Genomic DNA, 18,799 nt, shown 5'->3' with positions numbered 1-18,799 from the left:
CAAGCATCTTTGGATTGTCTTCGCTGTTCTGACCAAACGAACCAGGAGCGTGCCATGCCTTCCACCGTCGTCCCCTGCCTGCGTTACCACGACACCCCTGCCATGCTCGCCTGGCTGTGCACGAATTTCGGCTTCACGATACGGCGCTGCATCCCGGGCAGTCAGGGCGAAGTCGCGCATGCCGAGCTGACGCTGGGTGATGGCATGGTGATGATCGGCACCCATGCCGAAGACGACTATGGCCGCCTGCTGGCGACACCGGCACAGGCAGGCGGCCTGCTGACGCAAACGATCTGGCTCCATGTGGACGATGCCGACGCCGTGCATGCCAGTGTTATTCACAGCGGCGCGCTGATCACCCAGCCGATCGGCGACGCGCCGCAGGGCGGGCGCGCATTCGCCTGCCGCGATCCGGAAGGCCATTTGTGGCAGGTCGGCACCTACGATCCCTGGGGCGTTGCCTGATGCTGGCTGGGCGCGGCGCTTGTTTGCTATGCTAGCGCCCTTGCGCCGCCTTCGTGATCGGGCGGCCCGTCATATTTAGGGAAAGCACATTATGGTTTCGCTGCAAGAGCAGTTACTCAAGGCCGGCCTGGTCGACAAGAAAAAGGTCAAACAGGTCACCCAGGCAAAAAGCAAACAGCACAAGCACGAGCTGCGCACGGGCGTGGAGTCGGTCAACGAGGCGCGCGAAGCGGCTCTCGAACTGCAGCGCAAGAACGCCGAGCGTGCACGCGAGCTGAACACGCAGCGTGATGCCGCCGCTGCGCAAAAAGCCATCCTGGCGCAGATCGCGCAGATGGTGCAGAAAAACAAGCAGCCCAAGGGCAAGGGCGACGTGCCCTACAACTTCACGTTCGGCACCAAGATCGAACGCATTCACGTGACGTCGCAGATCGTCGAGCACCTGGTCGCAGGCCGTCTGGTGATCGTGCACATGAACGGCAGCTTCGAACTGGTGCCACGCATCATCGGCGAAAAAATCGCCCAGCGCGATGCGTCGATCGTCGTGCAGATCAAGAAGAAAGTACAGGAAGTGGAAGAAGACGATCCGTACGCGGACTTCAAGATTCCGGACGATCTGATGTGGTGATGGTAGGTTGTAATGCGGTTGGAACGGCGTTGCAACGCCGTTCCGGCACTAGCTTACTTCTTGGTCTTGTCTTCAACGTCCTGAGTGGCAGTCCCGGTGCGGGTTGCGCTCGAGGTACGCTCGGTCTGCTTCTTCGGCTGACCCATGCCTGCCGCCGTGGTTTCCTGCTTGCTGCTGCCCTGGAAATCGGTCGAGACCGAATTCGCGCTGTCTTCCGGCTCAGCTGCAGGGTTGGCGCGCTTGTCTGCGCTACCCATTACCGGCGCTTTTTGCTGGGCAGACCCTGCTTTGGCTGGCTGCGGCGTGGTCGGGGTGGTCTGGGCTGCGGCACTTGCCGCGATCACGACGCCACTGAGTAGAACGATCAATTTTTTCATAACAAGCTCCGAGTCGATGTGTATATGTAATCACTTTGTGATCAACTTGGCGATTACAAGAGCTGATTGACCGAAGCTGCGACCATGGCGCGCAGACGTTTCTGCGTGCCATGAACACTTTCCTTCAGGACTGCAGGTCCTGGCCCCCGAACGCATTCGGCAACTGCGCCGCTGCCGTCGTTTCGAAGATGGCCCCGGTCAGGTTGGTCAGGATCACCGGCAATTCATTACCGCCCAATTCCAGGATCACTTGCCGGCAGGCGCCGCAGGGCGCGATCGGGCCTTCGGTCTGGCCGATCACGGCCAGCGCCGCGAAGTCGCCTGGCTTGTAGCCATTGGCAATGGCGCTGAAGAACGCCGTGCGCTCGGCGCAATTGCACAGGCCGTAGGCGGCGTTTTCCACATTGCAGCCGCGGAAGATGCGGCCATCCTTGCATTCGAGCGCTGCCCCCACCTGGAAGTTGGAATACGGCGCATACGCCAGCTCGCGCGCGGCGCGCGCTTCATCGATCAGTTTTGTATAGGTCATGACGTTTCTTTCAAGGACGGACGAAGCGGTGAATCATTGGCTCGGTAGCCGGCTGCGTGTCGCCGATCCGGTAAGCCGCCTGCACCTGGCGCACAGCCTGCCCGGCCGCCTCGGGCGTACGCGCATGCACCATTGCCAGCGGCTGGCCAACGGCGATCTGGTCGCCCAGTTCAACCAGGCCAGTCAGGCCCACGGCGAAGTCGATGCTGTCCTGTGGCCGCACACGGCCACCACCAAGCGAAACGACCGCCAGGCCCAGGCCACGGGTGTCGACCGAGACGGCGTAGCCGGCCTGCAGGGCTGGCGCGGGCACGATGACGGGCGCCGTTTCCAGGTGCGCGTCCGGCTTGTCCATCAGGTCGGCCGGGCCGCCCAGCGCTGCAACCATGCGCGCGAAGCGCTCAGCCGCTTCGCCCGAATCGAGTGCGGTCTGGAGTTTGGCGCGTGCTTCGGCGTCCGTGCCTGCCAGGCCCGAGATCACCAGCATTTCGGCGCACAGCGCCATCGTCACTTCGTGCAGGCGCGCCGGGCGCGCCTTGCCGGTCAGGTAATCGATGGCGACGCGCACTTCGACCGCATTGCCGGCCGCGTGGCACAGCGACTCGTTCATGCCGGTCAGGATGGCCGAGGTGCGGGTGCGGGTGCCGGCGCCATTGCCGACGCTGACGATCGATTCAGCCAGTTCCAGCGATTTCTCCGCTGTCGGCATGAAAGCGCCGCTGCCTACTTTCACGTCCATCACCAGCGCATCGAGCCCTGCCGACAGCTTTTTTGAGAGGATCGAGCCGGTGATCATGGCCACCGATTCGACGGTCGCCGTGGTGTCGCGGATGCTGTAGAAGCGCTTGTCGGCTGGCGCCAGCTGGGCGGTCTGGCCGATGATGGCCACGCCCACGTCTTTCACCACCTTGCGGAAGGTGTCCGGGTCGGGCACGGTGCTGTAGCCCGGGATCGCATCGAACTTGTCGAGCGTGCCGCCCGTGTGGCCCAGGCCCCGGCCCGAGATCATCGGCACGAAGCCGCCGCAGGCCGCGATCATCGGGCCGAGCATCAGCGAGACGACGTCGCCGACGCCGCCGGTCGAGTGCTTGTCGACGACCGGGCCTGGCAGGTCGAGCGATTTCCACTCCATGACCTGGCCCGAGTCGCGCATCGCCAGCGTGAAGGCGACGCGTTCATCCATCGTCATGTCGTTGAAGTAGACCGCCATCGCCAGCGCAGCGATCTGGCCTTCGGTGACGCTGCCGTCAGGGATGCCGCGGACAAAAAACTGGATCTCTTCGGCCGACAGGATGCCGCCATCGCGTTTTTTGCGGATGATTTCTTGGGGGAGGAACATGGGGACGTCTCTATCAATTATTGGCTTCAAAACGTCATTCCCGGCCTTGGCCGGGAATGACGTTGTTGTGGATTGGTGGTGTGTTACACGCCGTACGGGATCCAGACGTTCTTCACCTGGCTCGCATGCTGCAGCACGACGCGGCCACCGGCCTGCTTCGGATCGAACCAGTCGCGCCCTTTCGCGCCGCCCGTCCAGGTGCGCTTGAGCGTTTCGCTCGACAGGCGCTCGACTTCGGCACACCCCTCGGCAGAACCGTCATGGCGCCACACGGCATCGATCTCGCCATGCGAGGCCAGCGTGCGCGCCAGCTCGTCGCTTGATCCGGTGACGATATTGAGCGCGCCACCCGGCAGGTCCGACGTATCGAGCACCTGGTACAGGTCGATCGCCGACAGCGGATGCTGTTCCGACGGCACCGCCACCACGCGGTTGCCCAGCGCCAGCGCCGGTGCCACCAGCGAGATGAAGCCCAGCAGCGGGTTTTCGTTCGGGCACACGATGCCGATCACGCCCACTGGCTCGTTCAGCGCCACGGTGATGCCGTGCATCGGCGGCTGGTGCACCTGGCCGTCGTATTTGTCGGCCCAGGCGGCCCAGTAGAACAGGCGCTCGACCGAGGCTGCCACTTCGCGCGCGGCGTCGTTCGAGCCGGTCTGCTGCGCGATGCGCGCCGCGAATTCGTCGGCGCGGATCGCCAGGTTCTCGGCGATGTAGTACAGCACCTGCGCGCGGTTGTGCGCCGTGGCCTTGGCCCAGCCTGCGGCCTTGTGCGCTGCTTCGACGGCGTTGCGGATGTCCTTGCGGCTGCCTTCGCCGATATCGGCCAGGAACGCGCCGTTGGCACCATTGATCGCGCGGCTGTAGGCACCGTCAGGGCGCGCCTGCTTGCCGCCGATGTACAGCTTGGCGGTGCGGTCGATCGCGAACGGGCTGTCGGCGTCCGCTGCTTTCACTGCGCTTTTCGCGGCAAACACCGGCGCAGCAGGCCGTGCATCTTCCGACAGCGGCGTCAGGTACTCGTACATGCCTTCCTTGCCGCCTTCGCGGCCATAACCCGATTCCTTGTAGCCGCCAAAACCGCAGCCTGCATCGAACTGGTTCGCCGTGTTGATCCAGACCACGCCGGCCTTGATCTGCGGGACGACGTCCAGCGCCAGGCTGATCGACTCGCTCCAGACGCAGGCCGCCAGGCCGTAGACGGTGTTGTTCGCCAGTTGCACGGCTTCAGCCGGGGTGCGGAAGCTCATCGCCACCAGAACCGGCCCGAAGATTTCGGCCTGCGCCACAGCGGCCGATGTCGACGCGCCCGTGATCAGGGTTGGCAGGTACCACGAACCCGACGTCGACAGCTCACCGGCCGGTTGCCAGACTTCACAGCCTTCGGCGCGGGCCGATTCGACCAGACCGTGGATGCGCTGCTGCTGCACCGGATCGACCAGCGCGCCGATGTCGTTCGACTTGTCGAGGGGCGAACCGACACGCAGGGTTTCCATGCGCGCCTTGACCTTCTTGATGAAGCGGTCGTACACCGACTCTTGCACCAGCAGGCGCGAACCGGCGCAGCAGACCTGGCCCTGGTTGAACCAGATCGAGTCGACCAGGCCTTCGACGGCGGCGTCCAGGTCGGCATCGTCGAACACGATGAACGGCGACTTGCCGCCCAATTCGAGCGACAGCTTCTTGCCACTGCCAGCGGTCGATTTGCGGATCAGGCGACCGACTTCGGTCGAGCCGGTGAACGCAATCTTGTCGATGCCCGGATGATTCACGATCGCCTCGCCCACGCGGCCATCGCCGGTGACGATGTTGACCACGCCGGCCGGCACACCGGCGCGCTGGCAGAGTTCGGCAAACAGCAAGGCGGTCAATGGCGTGTACTCGGCCGGCTTGAACACCACCGTGTTACCGGCAGCCAGCGCCGGCGCGATCTTCCACGCCAACATCAGGAACGGGAAGTTCCACGGCACGATCTGACCAACGACACCGACGGCGCGGTAGTCCGCGAACTCTTCGGCCTGCAGCTGCGCCCAGCCGGCGTGATGGTAGAAGTGACGGGCCACGAGCGGCAGGTCGGCATCGCGCGTTTCGCGGATCGTCTTGCCGTTGTCGAGCGTTTCGAGCACCGCGAACAGGCGCGCATGCTTTTGCAGCAGGCGCGAAAGCGCGTACATGATTTTAGCGCGGCCATGGCCACCCAGCGCGACCCAGCCCGGCTGCGCGCGGCGCGCGGCTGCCACGGCGCGCTCGACATCGTCGTTTGTCGCCTGCGTGACCTGCGCCAGTTCGACGCCATCGGCCGGATTGGTCGTGGCGAACGTTTCACCGGCGTCGCTCCAGGCGTTGTCGATGAAGAGGCCAAAGCGGCGCTCGTGACCGTCCAGCCATGCTTGCGCTTCCTTGGTGGTCTCGAGAGCGGGGCCGTAGTCCATGGTCTGAAGAATCTCTTTAATTGTTGGCATGACGTATCCGGATTTAAGGTTGCGCGTGACGATGGGCGGCCGAGTAGTTCCCGGTCACGTAGTGCTCGAGCTGACGTTCGATGTCGGTCAGCAGGCTCGATGCACCGATGCGGAACAGGTGCGGCTGCAGCCAGTCGTTGCCCAGTTCTTCCTTCATCACGGTCAGGTATTGCAGCGCCGACTTCGCCGTCGAGACGCCGCCCGCTGGCTTATAGCCGACCTGGAAACCGGTCAGTTCGTGGTAGTCGCGAATCGCGCGCACCATCACCAGCGACACCGGGATGGTGGCGTTCACGCCTTCCTTGCCGGTCGAGGTCTTGATGAAGTCCGCACCGGCCATCATGCAGACCCACGAGGCTTTTGCGACATTCTCCAGCGTGACCAGGTCGCCCGTGGCCAGGATGGCTTTCACGTGCGCGTCGCCGCAAGCCTGGCGGTACGCCACCATCTCGTCGTACAGCGCCTGCCAGTTGCCCAGCAAGACGTGCTGGCGTGTGATGACGATGTCGATTTCGGTGGCGCCGGCAGCGACCGACAGTTCGATCTCGCGCAGCTTGGTTTCCATGCTCGACAGGCCGGCCGGGAATGCGGTGGACACCGCGGCGATCGGCAAGCGGCCCTGCAACACCTTGACGGCTGGCGTGATCATCTCGTGGTACACGCAGACGGCGCCGGTGCTCAGGCTCTCGAGACCCAGCGCGGCCATCAGGTCGGCGCGCAGCGGGCGCATCGCCTTCATGCACAGGCGCTCGACGCGGCCCGGCGTGTCGTCGCCCGACAGCGTGGTCAGGTCCATGCACTCGATCGCGCGCACCAGCCATGCGGCCTGGTATTCCTTTTTCACCGTGCGGCGGTTCGCCAGGCTCGCGGCGCGGCGGTCGGCCGCATTGCGGTTGACCTTGAGACTGTTGATCAGGCCAAGGTCCAGGTCCATGGCGACGTTGCGTTTGAAGTCCAGCGGCTGGCTCATAGCTGTGCGATTCCGTTCGAAAGTGGTTTGACGCCGAGGTGCTTGGCCAGCGTGGCGCCGATGTCCGAGAAAGTGTCTGCGACCGGCAGCTCCTGCGGCGCGACGTTCGGGCCGAAGAAGATCATCGGGATGTGTTCGCGGGTATGGTCCGAACCCGGCGCGGTCGGGTCGCACCCGTGGTCGGCGGTGAGCACGACCAGGTCGCCGTCCTTCAGCTTGGCCATGAATTCCGGCAGGCGCGCATCCAGTTCGTGCAGGGCGTTGGCGTAGCCGGCAACGTCGCGGCGGTGGCCGAAGTGCATGTCGAAGTCGACGAAGTTGACGAACGTGAGCGACTTGTCGCCCGCTTCGTCGGCTACTTCGAGCAGGCGGTCGAACAGCGCCATATTGTCCGGGCCCTTGATCAGGCGCGTGACGCCCTGCCCTGCATAGATGTCGCTGATCTTGCCAAGCGCGAAGACATCGCCGCCCGCATCCTTGACGTGATCCAGCAGCGTCGGCGCGACCGGCGGCACGGCGTAGTCGTGGCGGTTCGACGTGCGCTTGTAGTCGCCGTTGGCACCCGTGAACGGACGCGCGATCACGCGCCCGATGTTGTACGGCTTGACCAGTTCATAGGCCGCTTCGCAGACGGCGTACAGGCGCTCCAGGCCAAAGTGCTCTTCGTGCGCAGCGATCTGCAGCACCGAGTCGGCCGACGTGTACAGGATCGGCTTGCCGCTGGCGACGTGCTCATCGCCGAAGTCGTTGATGACGGTGGTGCCCGAGGCGTGGCAGTTGGCCAGCCAGCCCGGCACGCCGGTCAGTTCCTGCAGCTTGTCAGTGAGCTCCTTCGGGAACGATGGCACGGTCTTCGGGAAGTAACCCCAGTCGAACAGCACCGGCACGCCCGCGATTTCCCAGTGCCCGCTCTGCGTGTCCTTGCCGGTCGACTGTTCGCGCGCGATGCCCCAGGCGCCGGTGAAGCCGTCGCGCTGGCTGAAACCCGGCGCCCATTCGCCACTGGCCTTGTGGCCCGCCGCGCCCAGGCCGAGGCGCTCGAGGTTCGGCAGCGCCATCGGCTTGCCTTCCTTCGCAGCCCATTCGGCGATGTGGCCGAAGGTGTTGGCGTCAAGGTCGCCATATTTGTCGGCGTCGGGCAGCGCGCCCAGGCCGAAGGAGTCCAGCAGGAGGATGAATGCACGGGACATTGGATCGCTCGCTTTCGGTAAGTGTGATTAAGCGTCTGCGCGTGGGGTCGAACCAAGGCGCTCGATATACGCGTGGATCAGCGTGACCATGTCCTTGGCCGCGATCGCCGCGTACTTCAGGGTCTGCTCGTGCGACAGCGCAAACGGCGACAGGCCTTCGGCCAGATTCGTGATGGCCGACACCGCCGTCACTTTCAGGCCGCAGTGGCGCGCCGCGATGACTTCGGGGATCAGCGACATGCCGACGACATCGGCGCCCAGCGTCTTGAAGGCGCGGATTTCGGCAACGGTCTCGAAGTGCGGGCCGGCCGCGGCCAGGTACACGCCTTCGTTCAGCACGATGCCCTTCTCTTTCGCGACGGCCTTGACCTGCTCGCGCGTCTCGGCGTCATACGCATTGGACATGCTGAAGAAACGCGGACCGAAGCGCTCGTCGTTCGGGCCCGACATCGGGCTGCCCGGCAAGAAGTTGATGTGGTCGGTGATCGCGACCAGCGAGCCGGCATCGGCTTCGATGTTCAGCGAGCCGGCGGCATTGGTCACGAACAGCAGCTCGCAGCCGATCTGCTTGAGGGTACGCACGGCGTTGGTCATCACGCCGGGGCCGTAGCCTTCGTAGAAGTGGCCGCGGCCCTTCATGCAGGCGACCGGCACGCCAGCCAGTTCGCCCAGCACCAGTTCACCGGCGTGGCCGTGCACGGTGCTGATCGGGAAGCCAGGCAGGTCGGCGTAGCTGATCGAGACGGCGTCCGTCATCTGTTCGGCCAGCACACCCAGTCCGGAGCCGAGGATCAGCGCGACGCGCGGTGCGAAGCCCGGCTTGCGGGCGCGGATGATGTCGGCGGCGTCGAACGGGAAATTGCTGGACATGTTATTCCTTGTGAGGTCTGGTGATTTGGGGAGGTGGGATGGAGGCTGGCGCGGCCTTATCAGGCGCGGCGGCATCTGGTCAGCTGAATATTATAACTATGCATGAATGCCGATATGTATGGCAAATACACTTTTTCTTCCCGATTTATATGTTTTCGCGATAAATTAGCAGGACCACGCCGACGTTGACGGCGCCATGACAAATGTCTAGCATTGCAGGACATAAGTTTAAATCATTTGCCGAGCGATGCCGAAAAAAGACCAGTTGTACGAGCTGATCCGCGCCAACCCATTCATCTCCCAGCAAGACCTGGCGGCGCGCCTCGGCCTCTCGCGTTCAGCCGTGGCGAACTACATCGCCACGCTCGTGCGCGAGCGGCGCATCCTCGGCCGCGCCTATGTGCTGCCGGATCACCGCCCCGTTGTCTGCATCGGTGCGTCGAACCTCGACCGCAAGCTGCGCTCGCTCGGCCCGCTGGCCCTGGGCACGTCGAATCCTGCGCGCCAGACCGAGTCGTTCGGCGGCGTGGCGCGCAATATCGCCGAGAACCTCGCGCGCCTGGGCGCCCCGACGAGCCTCATCACCGCAGTCGGCCCGGACGCCTCGGGCCGCGCGCTGCTCGCGCATGCCGACGAAGCGGGCATCGACACGCGCAGCGTGCTGCTGGTCGATGGCGCGGCCAGCGGCACCTACACGGCGGTGCTCGATGAGGATGGCGAGATGCGCGTCGCGCTGGCCGACATGGCGATCAACGACGCGCTCACGCCCGCGTTCTTTGCCAGCCGCGCGCCGCAGCGCGCCGGCGCCGCACTGATCGTGGCCGACCTGAACCTGCCGCACGATGCCGTGGCCGCGCTGCTGGGCGACGCGCTGGCGGGCGGTGTGCCAATGGTCGTCGTCGCCGTATCCGAACCGAAGATCAACCGCCTGCCACGCGACCTGCGCGGCCTGCGCCTGCTGATCCTGAACCTGGGTGAACTGGCCGAGCGCGCCGACCGCGCGATGGACAGCGAGGCCGCGATCGCGCGCGCCTGCGCCGACCTGCAGGCCGACGGCGCGCAGGACGTGATCGTCACGCGCGGCGCGCAGGGCGTCATGTTTACAACGCCCGATGGCCTGCGCAGCCTGGCCGCACCGGCCGTCGACGTGGTCGACGTGACCGGCGCCGGCGACGCGTTTGCCGCCGCCGTCTGCTGGAGCCTGTACAGCGGCGCCACCTCGCTCGACCTGGCCTGCCGCCGCGGCCTGGCCCTGTCCGCCATGATCATTGGCTGCGCGCAGACCGTCTGCCCCCAACTTGCGCCCGGCTTGCTCGATCAACCTGCCGACGGCCAACTCCTTATTACTGATTAACCAGAGACCTCCCATGCACAACTTCCTCCTGCTCTCGCCCGAAGTGGCCGCCGCCCGCACCGCCGGCAAACCGATCGTCGCCCTCGAATCGACCATCATTTCGCACGGCATGCCATACCCGCAGAACGTGCGCACCGCGCGCGAAGTCGAGCAGATCATCCGCGACGCCGGCGCCGTGCCGGCCACGATCGCGGTCATCGCCGGCAAGATCTGCATCGGCCTGTCGGACGAACAGCTCGAACTGCTGGGCTCTTCGCCGGACGCGATGAAAGTGAGCCGGCGCGACCTGGCCTACGTGCTGGCGCAAGCGCGCCTGGGCGCGACCACCGTCGCCGCGACGATGATCTGTGCGCAGCTGGCCGGCATTGAGGTCTTCGTCACCGGCGGCATCGGCGGCGTGCACCGCGGCGCCGAAACGAGCTTCGACATCTCGGCCGACCTGCAGGAACTGGCGCAGACCAGCGTGGCGGTCGTCTGCGCTGGCGTCAAATCGATCCTCGACATTGGCCTGACGCTCGAGTACCTGGAAACGCACGGCGTGCCGGTGCTGAGCGTCGGCCAGCCGGGCTTTCCGGCCTTCTTCACGCGCGACAGTGGCTTCCAGGCCGATTTCCAGATCGATTCGCCCGAAGACCAGGCGGCGTTCATCCGCACCAAGTGGCAGCTTGGCCTGGCCGGCGGCGTCGTGGTGAGCAATCCGGTGCCGGCCGACGCCGCAATGGCGGCTGCCGAGATCGACGCCATCATCACGCAGGCGCTGGGCGAAGCGGCCAGCCAGAACGTCACCGGCAAGAAGGTCACGCCGTTCCTGCTGGGCCGCATCAAGGAGCTGACGGAGGGCCGCAGCCTGGCCACCAATATCGCGCTGGTCAAACACAACGCGCTGATCGGCGCGCGCCTGGCCGTGGCACTGAACCACCGCGCAGCCTGAGTCGTCAGCGTAGCCGCCCATGTCGATCGACCTGAAACAACTGAAGTACTTCCTGGCCGTGGCTGAAGAGAAAAGCTTCAGCCGCGCCGCCGAGCGCCTGCACATTTCGCAGCCGCCGCTGTCGCAGCAGATCATGAAGCTCGAAAGCGAACTGGGCGTGCGCCTGTTTACCCGCACCACGCGCAGCTTCGAGCTGACCGTGGCCGGGCGCGCGCTGATGGTCGAGGCGGCCGACCTGCTGGGCCGGATGCGCATGACGATCGATACCATCCGCCAGATCGACCGCGGCCAGGTGGGCCGGCTGCGCGTGGGCATCGTCGGCTCGGCGATGTGGGGCCCGATCCCTGGCCTGCTCGAACGCTTCCAGACCGATTTTCCGCGCGTGACGTGGACGATCCATGAGCTGGGGCCGAACGACCAGTGGGAGGCGCTGCGCAACAAGCAGATCGACGTGGGCTTCTGGCGCGAGCCGCGCATCGAGGCGGACGTGCTGAAGGCCGCCAACCTGCGCCAGGAGCTGTGCTTCAAGGAGCAGTTCTGCGTGGCCGTCAATGCGCGCCATCCGCTGGCGGGCCGCGATGCGATTTCGCTGCTCGACATCGCCGGCGAGCCGATGCTGACGCTGCACCTGGACCAGTCGGCCGAGCCGCGCTACTTGATGCAATGCTGCGTGAACGCGGGCTTCGAGCCGACCATCTTCCAGGAAGCGGCCGAGCCGCAGACGCTGCTGGCGATGGTCGGCGCCGGCCTGGGCGTGGCCCTGATGCCGGAAACGACGAGCCGCATCGGTTGGCCGGGGGTGCGCTTCCTGCCAATTAACGAGCATGCGCCGTCAGCCAACCTATATATCAGTTATCCGGTGCAGGACGATGCGCCGGTCGTCCGGGCGTTTCTGAAAATCCTTTTTCCCGATCCACCAGCCGCGTGAACAATCGAACCGTGATTGTCCCGCCATGTATTGCCTTTTTGCATGCATGTGTATAATTTCTAGGCAGGAAACTACGCACGATTGAGGCCAATTAATTATTTTTTAACTTTGGGTCCGGTATGATAGTTATCAAGACCATCAATTTTCCAGAGGAGCTCGTATGACTACAGCAACGCCGCGCTACGACGGGCTCCGCCTGAAAAAATTCGACGACGCCGTGTTCGATGACATCGACACGCTGCGCTCGGCGATCGACGACCGCATTGAACAATTATTGAGCGCGAACGGCCAGTCAGACAGCCTGGCCAAGGCCATGCGCACGTCGGCCCTGTCCGCTGGCAAGCGCATGCGTCCGCTGCTGGTCATGCTGGTGGCGCGCGACCTCGGCTGCGCCTCGCCGGCCCTGATCGATGTGGCCTGCTCGGTCGAACTGGTGCATGCGGCATCGCTGATCCTCGACGACCTGCCGTGCATGGACGACGCCAGCCTGCGCCGCGGGAAACCGGCAATCCACATCCAGTTCGGCGAAGACGTCGCGATCCTGGCCTCAGTGGCCCTCCTCAGCCGCGCCTTTGGCGTGCTGTCGCAATCCCAGGATATTCAGCCAGCCACCCGCGCGCGCCTGGTCGCGACGCTGGCGCAGACGGTGGGCGACCAGGGCCTCGTGCGCGGCCAGTTCGAAGACCTGCACGGCGGCGCCCGCTCGCCCGAAGCGATTGCCACCACCAATGAACTCAAGACCGGCCTGCTGCTGGGCGTTGCCGTCGATATGGCCGCGATCATGTGCCACGCCGACGACAGCGTGTCGCAGCAGCTGCGCGCCTTTGCGCTGGCGGCCGGCCAGGCGTTCCAGATCAAGGATGACTTCCTGGATGGCGTTGGCAACGACAGCGCGATCACGGGCAAGGACACGGGCAAGGACATTGGCAAGGCCACCCTGATCAACACGCTCGGCTTCGACGAAGCGCAGCGCCGCCTGTCGGCCTGCCTGATCGAGGCCGACCGCTGCCTGGGCGCCGCCATCGGCGGCAAGGGCCGCACGCGGCACTTCATGGGCGCGCTGTTTGCCAAGGAAGCCAAGGGCGCGCGCTTCATCGCCGAACCTGCCAAGCCGCGCGAACTGCGCCCAAGTCCCCAGCTGGCCGAGTTGCGCCTGAACTGAATTCCCGAATTGAATCTTTGATCTGATCACCCCTCGCATGACGCACTTCGCGGTCGTGGCTCCGGCCCTGTATAGCCACTTCAACACGCTGATGGTGCTCGCGCGCGAACTCGTCACGCGCGGCCACCGCGTCACCTTCCTCCATCGCCCGGACGCTGCCGCCTATGTCAAGGATGCGCGCGTCGGCTTTCACGCGATTGGCGCAGCCACCCATCCGGCCGGCTCGCTGCCTGCGATGCTCGCGCGCGTGGCCAATCCTGGCAGCCCGCTGGGCCTGCGCCGCGTGATCCTCGACATGGCGGCCAGCACCGAGATGCTGTGTCGTGAACTGCCGGCCGCGCTGAAGGCGCTGCAGGTCGACTGCGTGCTGGCCGACCAGATGGAAGCGGCCGGCGGCATGGTCGCAGAAAGTATCGGCATGCCGTTCATCTCGATCGCGTGCGCCCTGCCTGTCAACCGCGAGCCGGGCATCCCATTGCCCGTGATGCCGTTCGTCTACGAAGACAGCGAGCGCGCCTTCAAGATTGTCGAAGGCAGCACGCGCGTGTATGACTGGATGATGGGCCCGCACCACCGCGCGATCGCGGCACAGGCCGAACGCCTTGGTCTGCCGCCACGCAGCATGCTGCACGAATGCCTGTCGCCGCTGGCGCAGATCGCGCAGATCGTGCCGGGCTTCGATTTCCCGCGCCGCGAACTGCCTGCGCACTTTCACCATGTCGGGCCGCTGCATGCGGCCAACGTGGCGCCGGCTTTAAGCCCGGAAGAACTGGCGCCGTTCCTGCCGCCGGCCTCCGGCACGCGCCCGTTCATCTACGCGTCGCTCGGCACGCTGGTCAGCGACCGCTACCCGCTTTTCAAGCGTATTGCCAAGGCCTGCAAGCAGCTCGATGCCGACCTGTTGATCGCCCACTGCGGCGGACTGAATGACGCGCAGGTGCGCGCGCTCGAAGCCATCGGCAGCACGCGCGTGCACGCCTACGTGCCGCAACTGGCCGTCTTGGCGCGCGCCGACGCGATCGTCTCGCATGCGGGCGCGAACACGATCATGGAAGCAGTGGCGGCGCGCACGCCGATCCTGGCGCTGCCCATTGCCTTCGACCACCCGGGCGGCGCCGCGCGCGTCGAGTACAGCGGCGTGGGCCTGCGCGCTTCGCCGCGCATGAGCAGCGTGGCCGACCTGACGCGCAAGCTGCGCCGGCTGCTGGCCGAGCCGGATTTCGCCGCGCGCATGGCGCCGCTGTCCGACGCGATCCGCGTTGCCGGTGGCGCGCCGCGCGCAGCCGCCATCATCGAGACCGCACTGCACCTGCCGACGGCGGTGGCCAGCCATGGATGAGCGCAGCAACAGTAGCCGCGCCAGCATCGACCACGACCTGATCCTGGTCGGCGGCGGCCTGGCCAACAGCCTGATCGCCTGGCGCCTGCACACCGAGCGCCCGGAACTGCGCATCCTGCTGCTCGAGCAGGGCCGGCACCTGGGCGGCAACCATACCTGGTCATTCCACGACAGCGACCTGACTGCGGCCCAGCTGCGCTGGATCGCGCCGCTCATCTCGCACCGCTGGCCGGGCTACGACGTCGTGTTTCCCGAACACGCGCGCGCGCTGAGCGGCGGGTATGCCAGCATTGCCTCGCCCGATTTTGCGCGCACCATTGAAGCCGCCCTGGGACCGCTGCTGCGCACCGGCGTGCGGATCGACGCCGTCATGCCCACGAGCGTGCGCCTGGCCGACGGCACGCTGCTGCATGCGCACGCCGTCATCGACGGGCGCGGCCCCAGCGCCAGCCCGCACCTGGCACTGGGCTACCAGACCTTTCTGGGCCAGGAAGTGCGCCTGCATACGCCGCACGGTTTGACGCAGCCGGTGATCATGGACGCCAGCGTGGCCCAGCAAGGCGGCTACCGCTTCGTCTACCTGCTGCCGTTCGGCCCCGACCGCGTGCTGATCGAAGACACCCATTACGTCGACAGCGCCATCTGGGAACCGGAGCGGCTGCGCGCCAACATCGCCGCCTACGCCGCCGGGCGCGGCTGGCAGATCCGCGATGTGCTGCGCGAAGAACAGGGCTCGTTGCCGATCGTGCTGGCCGGCGACTTCGACCGCTTCTGGGCTGCGCTGGACGGCCAGCCCACTGTCGGCCTGCGCGCCGGTCTGTTTCACCAGACGACCGGCTATTCGCTGCCGGTGGCCGTGCGCCTGGCCGAACGGATCGCGGCCCTGCCCGACCTGGCCGCGCCATTTGCGGCACAATCACTGTTTGCGGCGATCCGCACCGAGGCACGCGAGGAATGGCAGCGCCAAGGCTTTTTCCGCATGCTCAACCGCATGCTGTTCATGGCCGGCAGCCCCGACCACCGCTGGCACGTGATGCAGCGCTTTTACCGCCTGGGCGCGCCGATGATCGCGCGCTTTTACGCCGGCCGCCTGACATTCGCCGACAAGCTGCGCCTGTTGACCGGCAAGCCGCCGGTCCCGGTCATGGAAGCATTCGTCGCCGTCCGCAAGACACAACCCCATCAGATCAGGAATTCCGAATGAACCAGATGAAAATCGAACCCAAGCGCGCCGTCGTGATCGGCGCCGGCTTCGGTGGCCTGGCCCTGGCCATCCGGCTGCAGGCCGGCGGCACGCAGACCACCCTGCTCGAAAAGCGCGACAAGCCGGGCGGCCGCGCCTACGTCTACGAAGACCAGGGTTTTACCTTCGACGCCGGCCCCACCGTCATCACGGATCCGACCGCGATCGAAGAACTGTTCACGCTGTGCGGCAAGAAGATCGGCGACTACGTCGAGATGCTGCCGGTCACGCCGTTCTACCGCCTGTGCTGGGAAGACGGCACCTTCTTCGACTACGCGAACGACCAGGAAGCGCTCGATCGCCAGATCCATGCCCTCAATCCGGCTGACGTGGCAGGCTACCAGCGCTTTCTCGCCTATTCGAAAGCCGTGTTCGACGAGGGCTACCTGAAGCTGGGCGCCGTGCCGTTCCTGTCGTTCCGCGACATGATCAACGCCGGCCCTAAGCTGGCGCGCCTCGAAGCGTGGAAGAGCGTCTACAGCATGGTCTCGCGCTTCGTGAAGAACGACCATCTGCGCCAGGCCTTCTCGTTCCATTCGCTGCTGGTGGGCGGCAATCCGTTTGCCACCAGCTCGATCTACACGCTGATCCACGCGCTGGAACGGCGCTGGGGCGTCTGGTTCCCGCGCGGCGGCACCGGTGCACTGGTCAATGGCCTGGTGCGCCTGTTCCAGGACATGGGCGGCAAACTCGAATTGAACGCCCCCGTGGCGCGCATCGAAACCGTTGGCAACCTGGCCAGCGGCGTGCGGCTGGAAGATGGCCGCTGGTTCCCGGCCGACGCCGTCGCCTCGAATGCCGACGTCGTGCACACCTACGCCAACCTGCTGAGCAACCACGGTCGCGGCAGCAGCCAGGGCGAAGCGCTGCGCAAGAAGCGCTGGAGCAATTCGCTGTTCGTGATCTACTTCGGCCTGAACAAGCACCATGAGCAGCTGCAACATCACACGGTCTGCTTCGGTGCGCGCTACAAGGACCTGATCACCGAAATCTTCAAGAGCGACAAGCTGGCCGACGACTTTTCGCTGTACCTGCACGCGCCCTGCGTGACCGATCCGTCGCTGGCGCCACCGGGCTGCGGCAGCCACTACGTGCTCGCGCCGGTGCCGCACCTGGGCAATGCGCCGATCGACTGGGATGTCGAAGGGCCGCGCTACCGCGACCGTATCTTCGACTACCTCGAGAAGCGCTACATGCCGGGCCTGCGCAGCCAGCTGGTCACGAGCCGCATCTTCACGCCGAACGACTTCCGCGATGAGCTCAATGCGCACGTGGGTTCGGCCTTCTCGCTCGAGCCGATCCTGACGCAAAGCGCCTGGTTCCGCCCGCACAACCGCGACGCCGAACTGCCGAACCTGTACTTGGTCGGCGCCGGCACCCACCCCGGCGCGGGCGTGCCGGGCGTGATCGGTTCGGCCAAGGCCACGGCCGGCCTGATGCTCGAAGGTGTCAACGCGGGAGCGCACGCCGGAGGGCTGCGATGACGACGCAGGCCGGCCAGACCCTGATGGCGCACGCGACCCAGACCATCGAGGTCGGGTCGAAGAGCTTTGCAGCGGCGGCCAAACTGTTCCCGCCGGCCACTCGGCGCGCCGTGCTGATGCTGTATGCGTGGTGCCGTCACTGCGACGACGTCGTCGACGGCCAGGAGCTGGGCTTTGCCAGTGCACCGGCAGCCCAGGTCACGCACGATGCGCCGTTCGAACTCGACCGGCTGTACGACAACACCCGCCGCGCCTACGAGGGCGAGCCGATGCGCGATCCGGCCTTTGCCGCGTTCCAGGAAGTGGCGCTGGGCCACGCGATCGCGCCGCGCTATGCGTACGATCACCTGGCCGGCTTTGCGATGGACGTCAACGAGGCGCGCTACCGCACGATCGACGACACGCTGCGCTACTGCTACCACGTGGCCGGCGTCGTCGGGCTGATGATGGCGTCGATCATGGGCGCGCGCGACGAGGCGGTGCTCGACCGCGCCTGCGATCTGGGGCTGGCGTTCCAGCTGACGAATATCGCGCGCGACATCATCGACGACGCCGCCATCGGCCGTTGCTACGTGCCGGACGCGTGGCTGATCGAGGCCGGCATCCAGCCGGATCTGGTTGCGTTGCCGCGCCACCGGGCCGCACTGGCCACGGTCGCTGCACGCCTGGTGGACCATGCGGAGCCGTACTATGCGTCAGCGTCGATCGGTCTGGCGGCGTTGCCGCTGCGCTCGGCGTGGGCGATTGCCACGGCGCGCAATGTCTATCGGCAGATCGGGGTGGAAGTGAAACGGCGCGGACCGCGCGCGTGGGACAAGCGGGTCGGCACGTCGAAGGCGACCAAGCTGCGCCTGCTCGCGCTGGGCGGGCTGCAGGCGCTGGCCTCGCGCTTACAGTCTAGTCGCGAGCTGCCGGTGCGGCGTGGTCTGTGGCAGCGCCCTGGCCGCGTGGACCCCGCAGCTGGTTCTGCTGGGCCTGCAACTGCTGCTTGAGTTTGGTGACGGGCGGCGCGTACAGGAAACCGAACGACACGGCGCCCTCTTTGCCCTCGACCGCATGGTGCATGCGGTGGGCCTGGTACAGGCGCTTGAAGTAGCCGCTGCGCGGCACGTAGCGGAACGGCCAGCGCTGGTGCACCAGGCCATCGTGGGCAATGAAATACAGCAGGCCGTAGCCGGTCATGCCGGCGCCGATCCATTCGATGCGCCCGTAGCCGCGCGTGCCGAACCAGATCAGCGCGATGGCGATGCCGGCAAAGACGACGGCGTACAGGTCGTTCTTTTCGAACCAGCCGGTGCGCGGCTCATGGTGCGAGCGATGCCAGCCCCAGCCGAAGCCGTGCATGATGTACTTGTGCGCGACGATGGAAAACAGTTCCATGAAGGCGATGGTGGCGAGAACGATGAGCGCGTTGAGCAGCATAATGAAGTAAGCGCCTTGATGGGGTGGCGGGCATGGAAGCGGATGCCGACAGCCTAACATGCGACCGCTCCGCACGGTAGCGCAGCAACGGCGGCAGGCGGTCAAA

Annotated in this window: 18 protein-coding genes; 10 read left to right on the top strand and 8 right to left on the bottom strand. The window is 65.8% G+C overall.

Features of this window, described 5'->3' with window-relative positions; genetic code table 11:
- Window positions 1-54: 54 nt before the first annotated feature.
- Together IFU00_14030 and IFU00_14025 are read left to right on the top strand one after the other, a co-directional pair.
- Window positions 55-465: a VOC family protein gene (locus IFU00_14030; GenBank protein ID MBD8543400.1), complete on the top strand. Its 411-nt coding sequence runs from the start codon at window positions 55-57 to the stop codon at window positions 463-465.
- Between the two features lie 91 nt (window positions 466-556).
- Window positions 557-1,093: a DUF2058 domain-containing protein gene (locus tag IFU00_14025; protein MBD8543399.1), complete on the top strand. Its 537-nt coding sequence runs from the start codon at window positions 557-559 to the stop codon at window positions 1,091-1,093.
- Window positions 1,094-1,146: 53 nt separating this feature from the next.
- Here IFU00_14025 and IFU00_14020 read toward each other — a convergent pair whose 3' ends face one another.
- The 7 genes from IFU00_14020 to xapA all read right to left on the bottom strand — a co-directional run bounded on the left by IFU00_14020 (window position 1,147) and on the right by xapA (window position 8,830).
- Complete coding sequence (locus IFU00_14020; protein MBD8543398.1) at window positions 1,147-1,470, bottom strand: hypothetical protein; 324 nt, start codon at window positions 1,468-1,470, stop codon at window positions 1,147-1,149.
- A 124-nt stretch (window positions 1,471-1,594) separates the two neighbouring features.
- Complete coding sequence (locus tag IFU00_14015) at window positions 1,595-1,999, bottom strand: cytidine deaminase (protein ID MBD8543397.1); 405 nt, start codon at window positions 1,997-1,999, stop codon at window positions 1,595-1,597.
- A gap of 10 nt (window positions 2,000-2,009) precedes the next feature.
- Window positions 2,010-3,338: a thymidine phosphorylase gene (gene deoA, locus IFU00_14010; GenBank protein MBD8543396.1), complete on the bottom strand. Its 1,329-nt coding sequence runs from the start codon at window positions 3,336-3,338 to the stop codon at window positions 2,010-2,012.
- A gap of 83 nt (window positions 3,339-3,421) precedes the next feature.
- A complete protein-coding gene (locus tag IFU00_14005; protein ID MBD8543395.1) occupies window positions 3,422-5,770 on the bottom strand; it encodes an aldehyde dehydrogenase family protein in 2,349 nt (782 codons plus the stop codon).
- A 43-nt stretch (window positions 5,771-5,813) separates the two neighbouring features.
- Window positions 5,814-6,770 carry a deoxyribose-phosphate aldolase gene (gene deoC, locus IFU00_14000; GenBank protein MBD8543394.1) on the bottom strand — a complete coding sequence of 319 codons (957 nt, stop codon included), beginning with the start codon at window positions 6,768-6,770 and terminating at the stop codon, window positions 5,814-5,816.
- Window positions 6,767-7,960 carry a phosphopentomutase gene (locus IFU00_13995; protein MBD8543393.1) on the bottom strand — a complete coding sequence of 398 codons (1,194 nt, stop codon included), beginning with the start codon at window positions 7,958-7,960 and terminating at the stop codon, window positions 6,767-6,769. The genes deoC and IFU00_13995 overlap by 4 nt, the downstream gene beginning before the upstream one ends.
- Before the next feature lie 27 nt (window positions 7,961-7,987).
- Complete coding sequence (xapA, locus tag IFU00_13990) at window positions 7,988-8,830, bottom strand: xanthosine phosphorylase (GenBank protein ID MBD8543392.1); 843 nt, start codon at window positions 8,828-8,830, stop codon at window positions 7,988-7,990.
- Between the two features lie 247 nt (window positions 8,831-9,077).
- Here xapA and IFU00_13985 point away from each other — a divergent pair, with 247 nt between their 5' ends.
- The 8 genes from IFU00_13985 (at window position 9,078) to IFU00_13950 (ending at window position 18,263) form a co-directional block, all read left to right on the top strand.
- Window positions 9,078-10,184: an HTH domain-containing protein gene (locus IFU00_13985; GenBank protein MBD8543391.1), complete on the top strand. Its 1,107-nt coding sequence runs from the start codon at window positions 9,078-9,080 to the stop codon at window positions 10,182-10,184.
- A gap of 13 nt (window positions 10,185-10,197) precedes the next feature.
- Window positions 10,198-11,115 (top strand): pseudouridine-5'-phosphate glycosidase, encoded by a 918-nt coding sequence (locus tag IFU00_13980; GenBank protein ID MBD8543390.1) that lies wholly within the window; start codon window positions 10,198-10,200, stop codon window positions 11,113-11,115.
- A 19-nt stretch (window positions 11,116-11,134) separates the two neighbouring features.
- A complete protein-coding gene (locus tag IFU00_13975) occupies window positions 11,135-12,043 on the top strand; it encodes a LysR family transcriptional regulator (GenBank protein ID MBD8543389.1) in 909 nt (302 codons plus the stop codon).
- 160 nt (window positions 12,044-12,203) lie between these two features.
- Window positions 12,204-13,205 carry a polyprenyl synthetase family protein gene (locus IFU00_13970; protein MBD8543388.1) on the top strand — a complete coding sequence of 334 codons (1,002 nt, stop codon included), beginning with the start codon at window positions 12,204-12,206 and terminating at the stop codon, window positions 13,203-13,205.
- 37 nt (window positions 13,206-13,242) lie between these two features.
- On the top strand, window positions 13,243-14,544 hold the full coding sequence (locus IFU00_13965; GenBank protein MBD8543387.1) for a glycosyltransferase family 1 protein: 1,302 nt from the start codon (window positions 13,243-13,245) through the stop codon (window positions 14,542-14,544).
- Window positions 14,537-15,748, top strand: coding sequence for a lycopene beta-cyclase CrtY (gene crtY, locus IFU00_13960; protein MBD8543386.1), 1,212 nt, complete (start codon window positions 14,537-14,539; stop codon window positions 15,746-15,748). The genes IFU00_13965 and crtY overlap by 8 nt, the downstream gene beginning before the upstream one ends.
- Entirely contained in the window at window positions 15,745-17,271 is a 1,527-nt protein-coding gene (locus IFU00_13955; protein MBD8543385.1) for a phytoene desaturase, read from the top strand. The genes crtY and IFU00_13955 overlap by 4 nt, the downstream gene beginning before the upstream one ends.
- Window positions 17,268-18,263 carry a phytoene/squalene synthase family protein gene (locus IFU00_13950; protein ID MBD8543384.1) on the top strand — a complete coding sequence of 332 codons (996 nt, stop codon included), beginning with the start codon at window positions 17,268-17,270 and terminating at the stop codon, window positions 18,261-18,263. Before IFU00_13955 ends, IFU00_13950 begins: the two co-directional genes overlap by 4 nt.
- On the opposite strand, the gene IFU00_13945 is transcribed toward IFU00_13950, so the two are convergent.
- The gene (locus IFU00_13945; GenBank protein MBD8543383.1) at window positions 18,169-18,693 is read right to left on the bottom strand and encodes a sterol desaturase family protein; all 525 of its coding nucleotides are present in this window, start codon (window positions 18,691-18,693) and stop codon (window positions 18,169-18,171) included. The two genes, IFU00_13950 and IFU00_13945, sit on opposite strands and share 95 nt — an antisense overlap.
- Between the last annotated feature and the right edge of the window lie 106 nt (window positions 18,694-18,799).

Source organism: Oxalobacteraceae sp. CFBP 8761, from assembly GCA_014841595.1.
In the GTDB taxonomy this organism is placed as follows: Bacteria; Pseudomonadota; Gammaproteobacteria; order Burkholderiales; family Burkholderiaceae_D; genus Telluria.
This window is presented reverse-complemented; position numbering and strand designations above follow the sequence as displayed.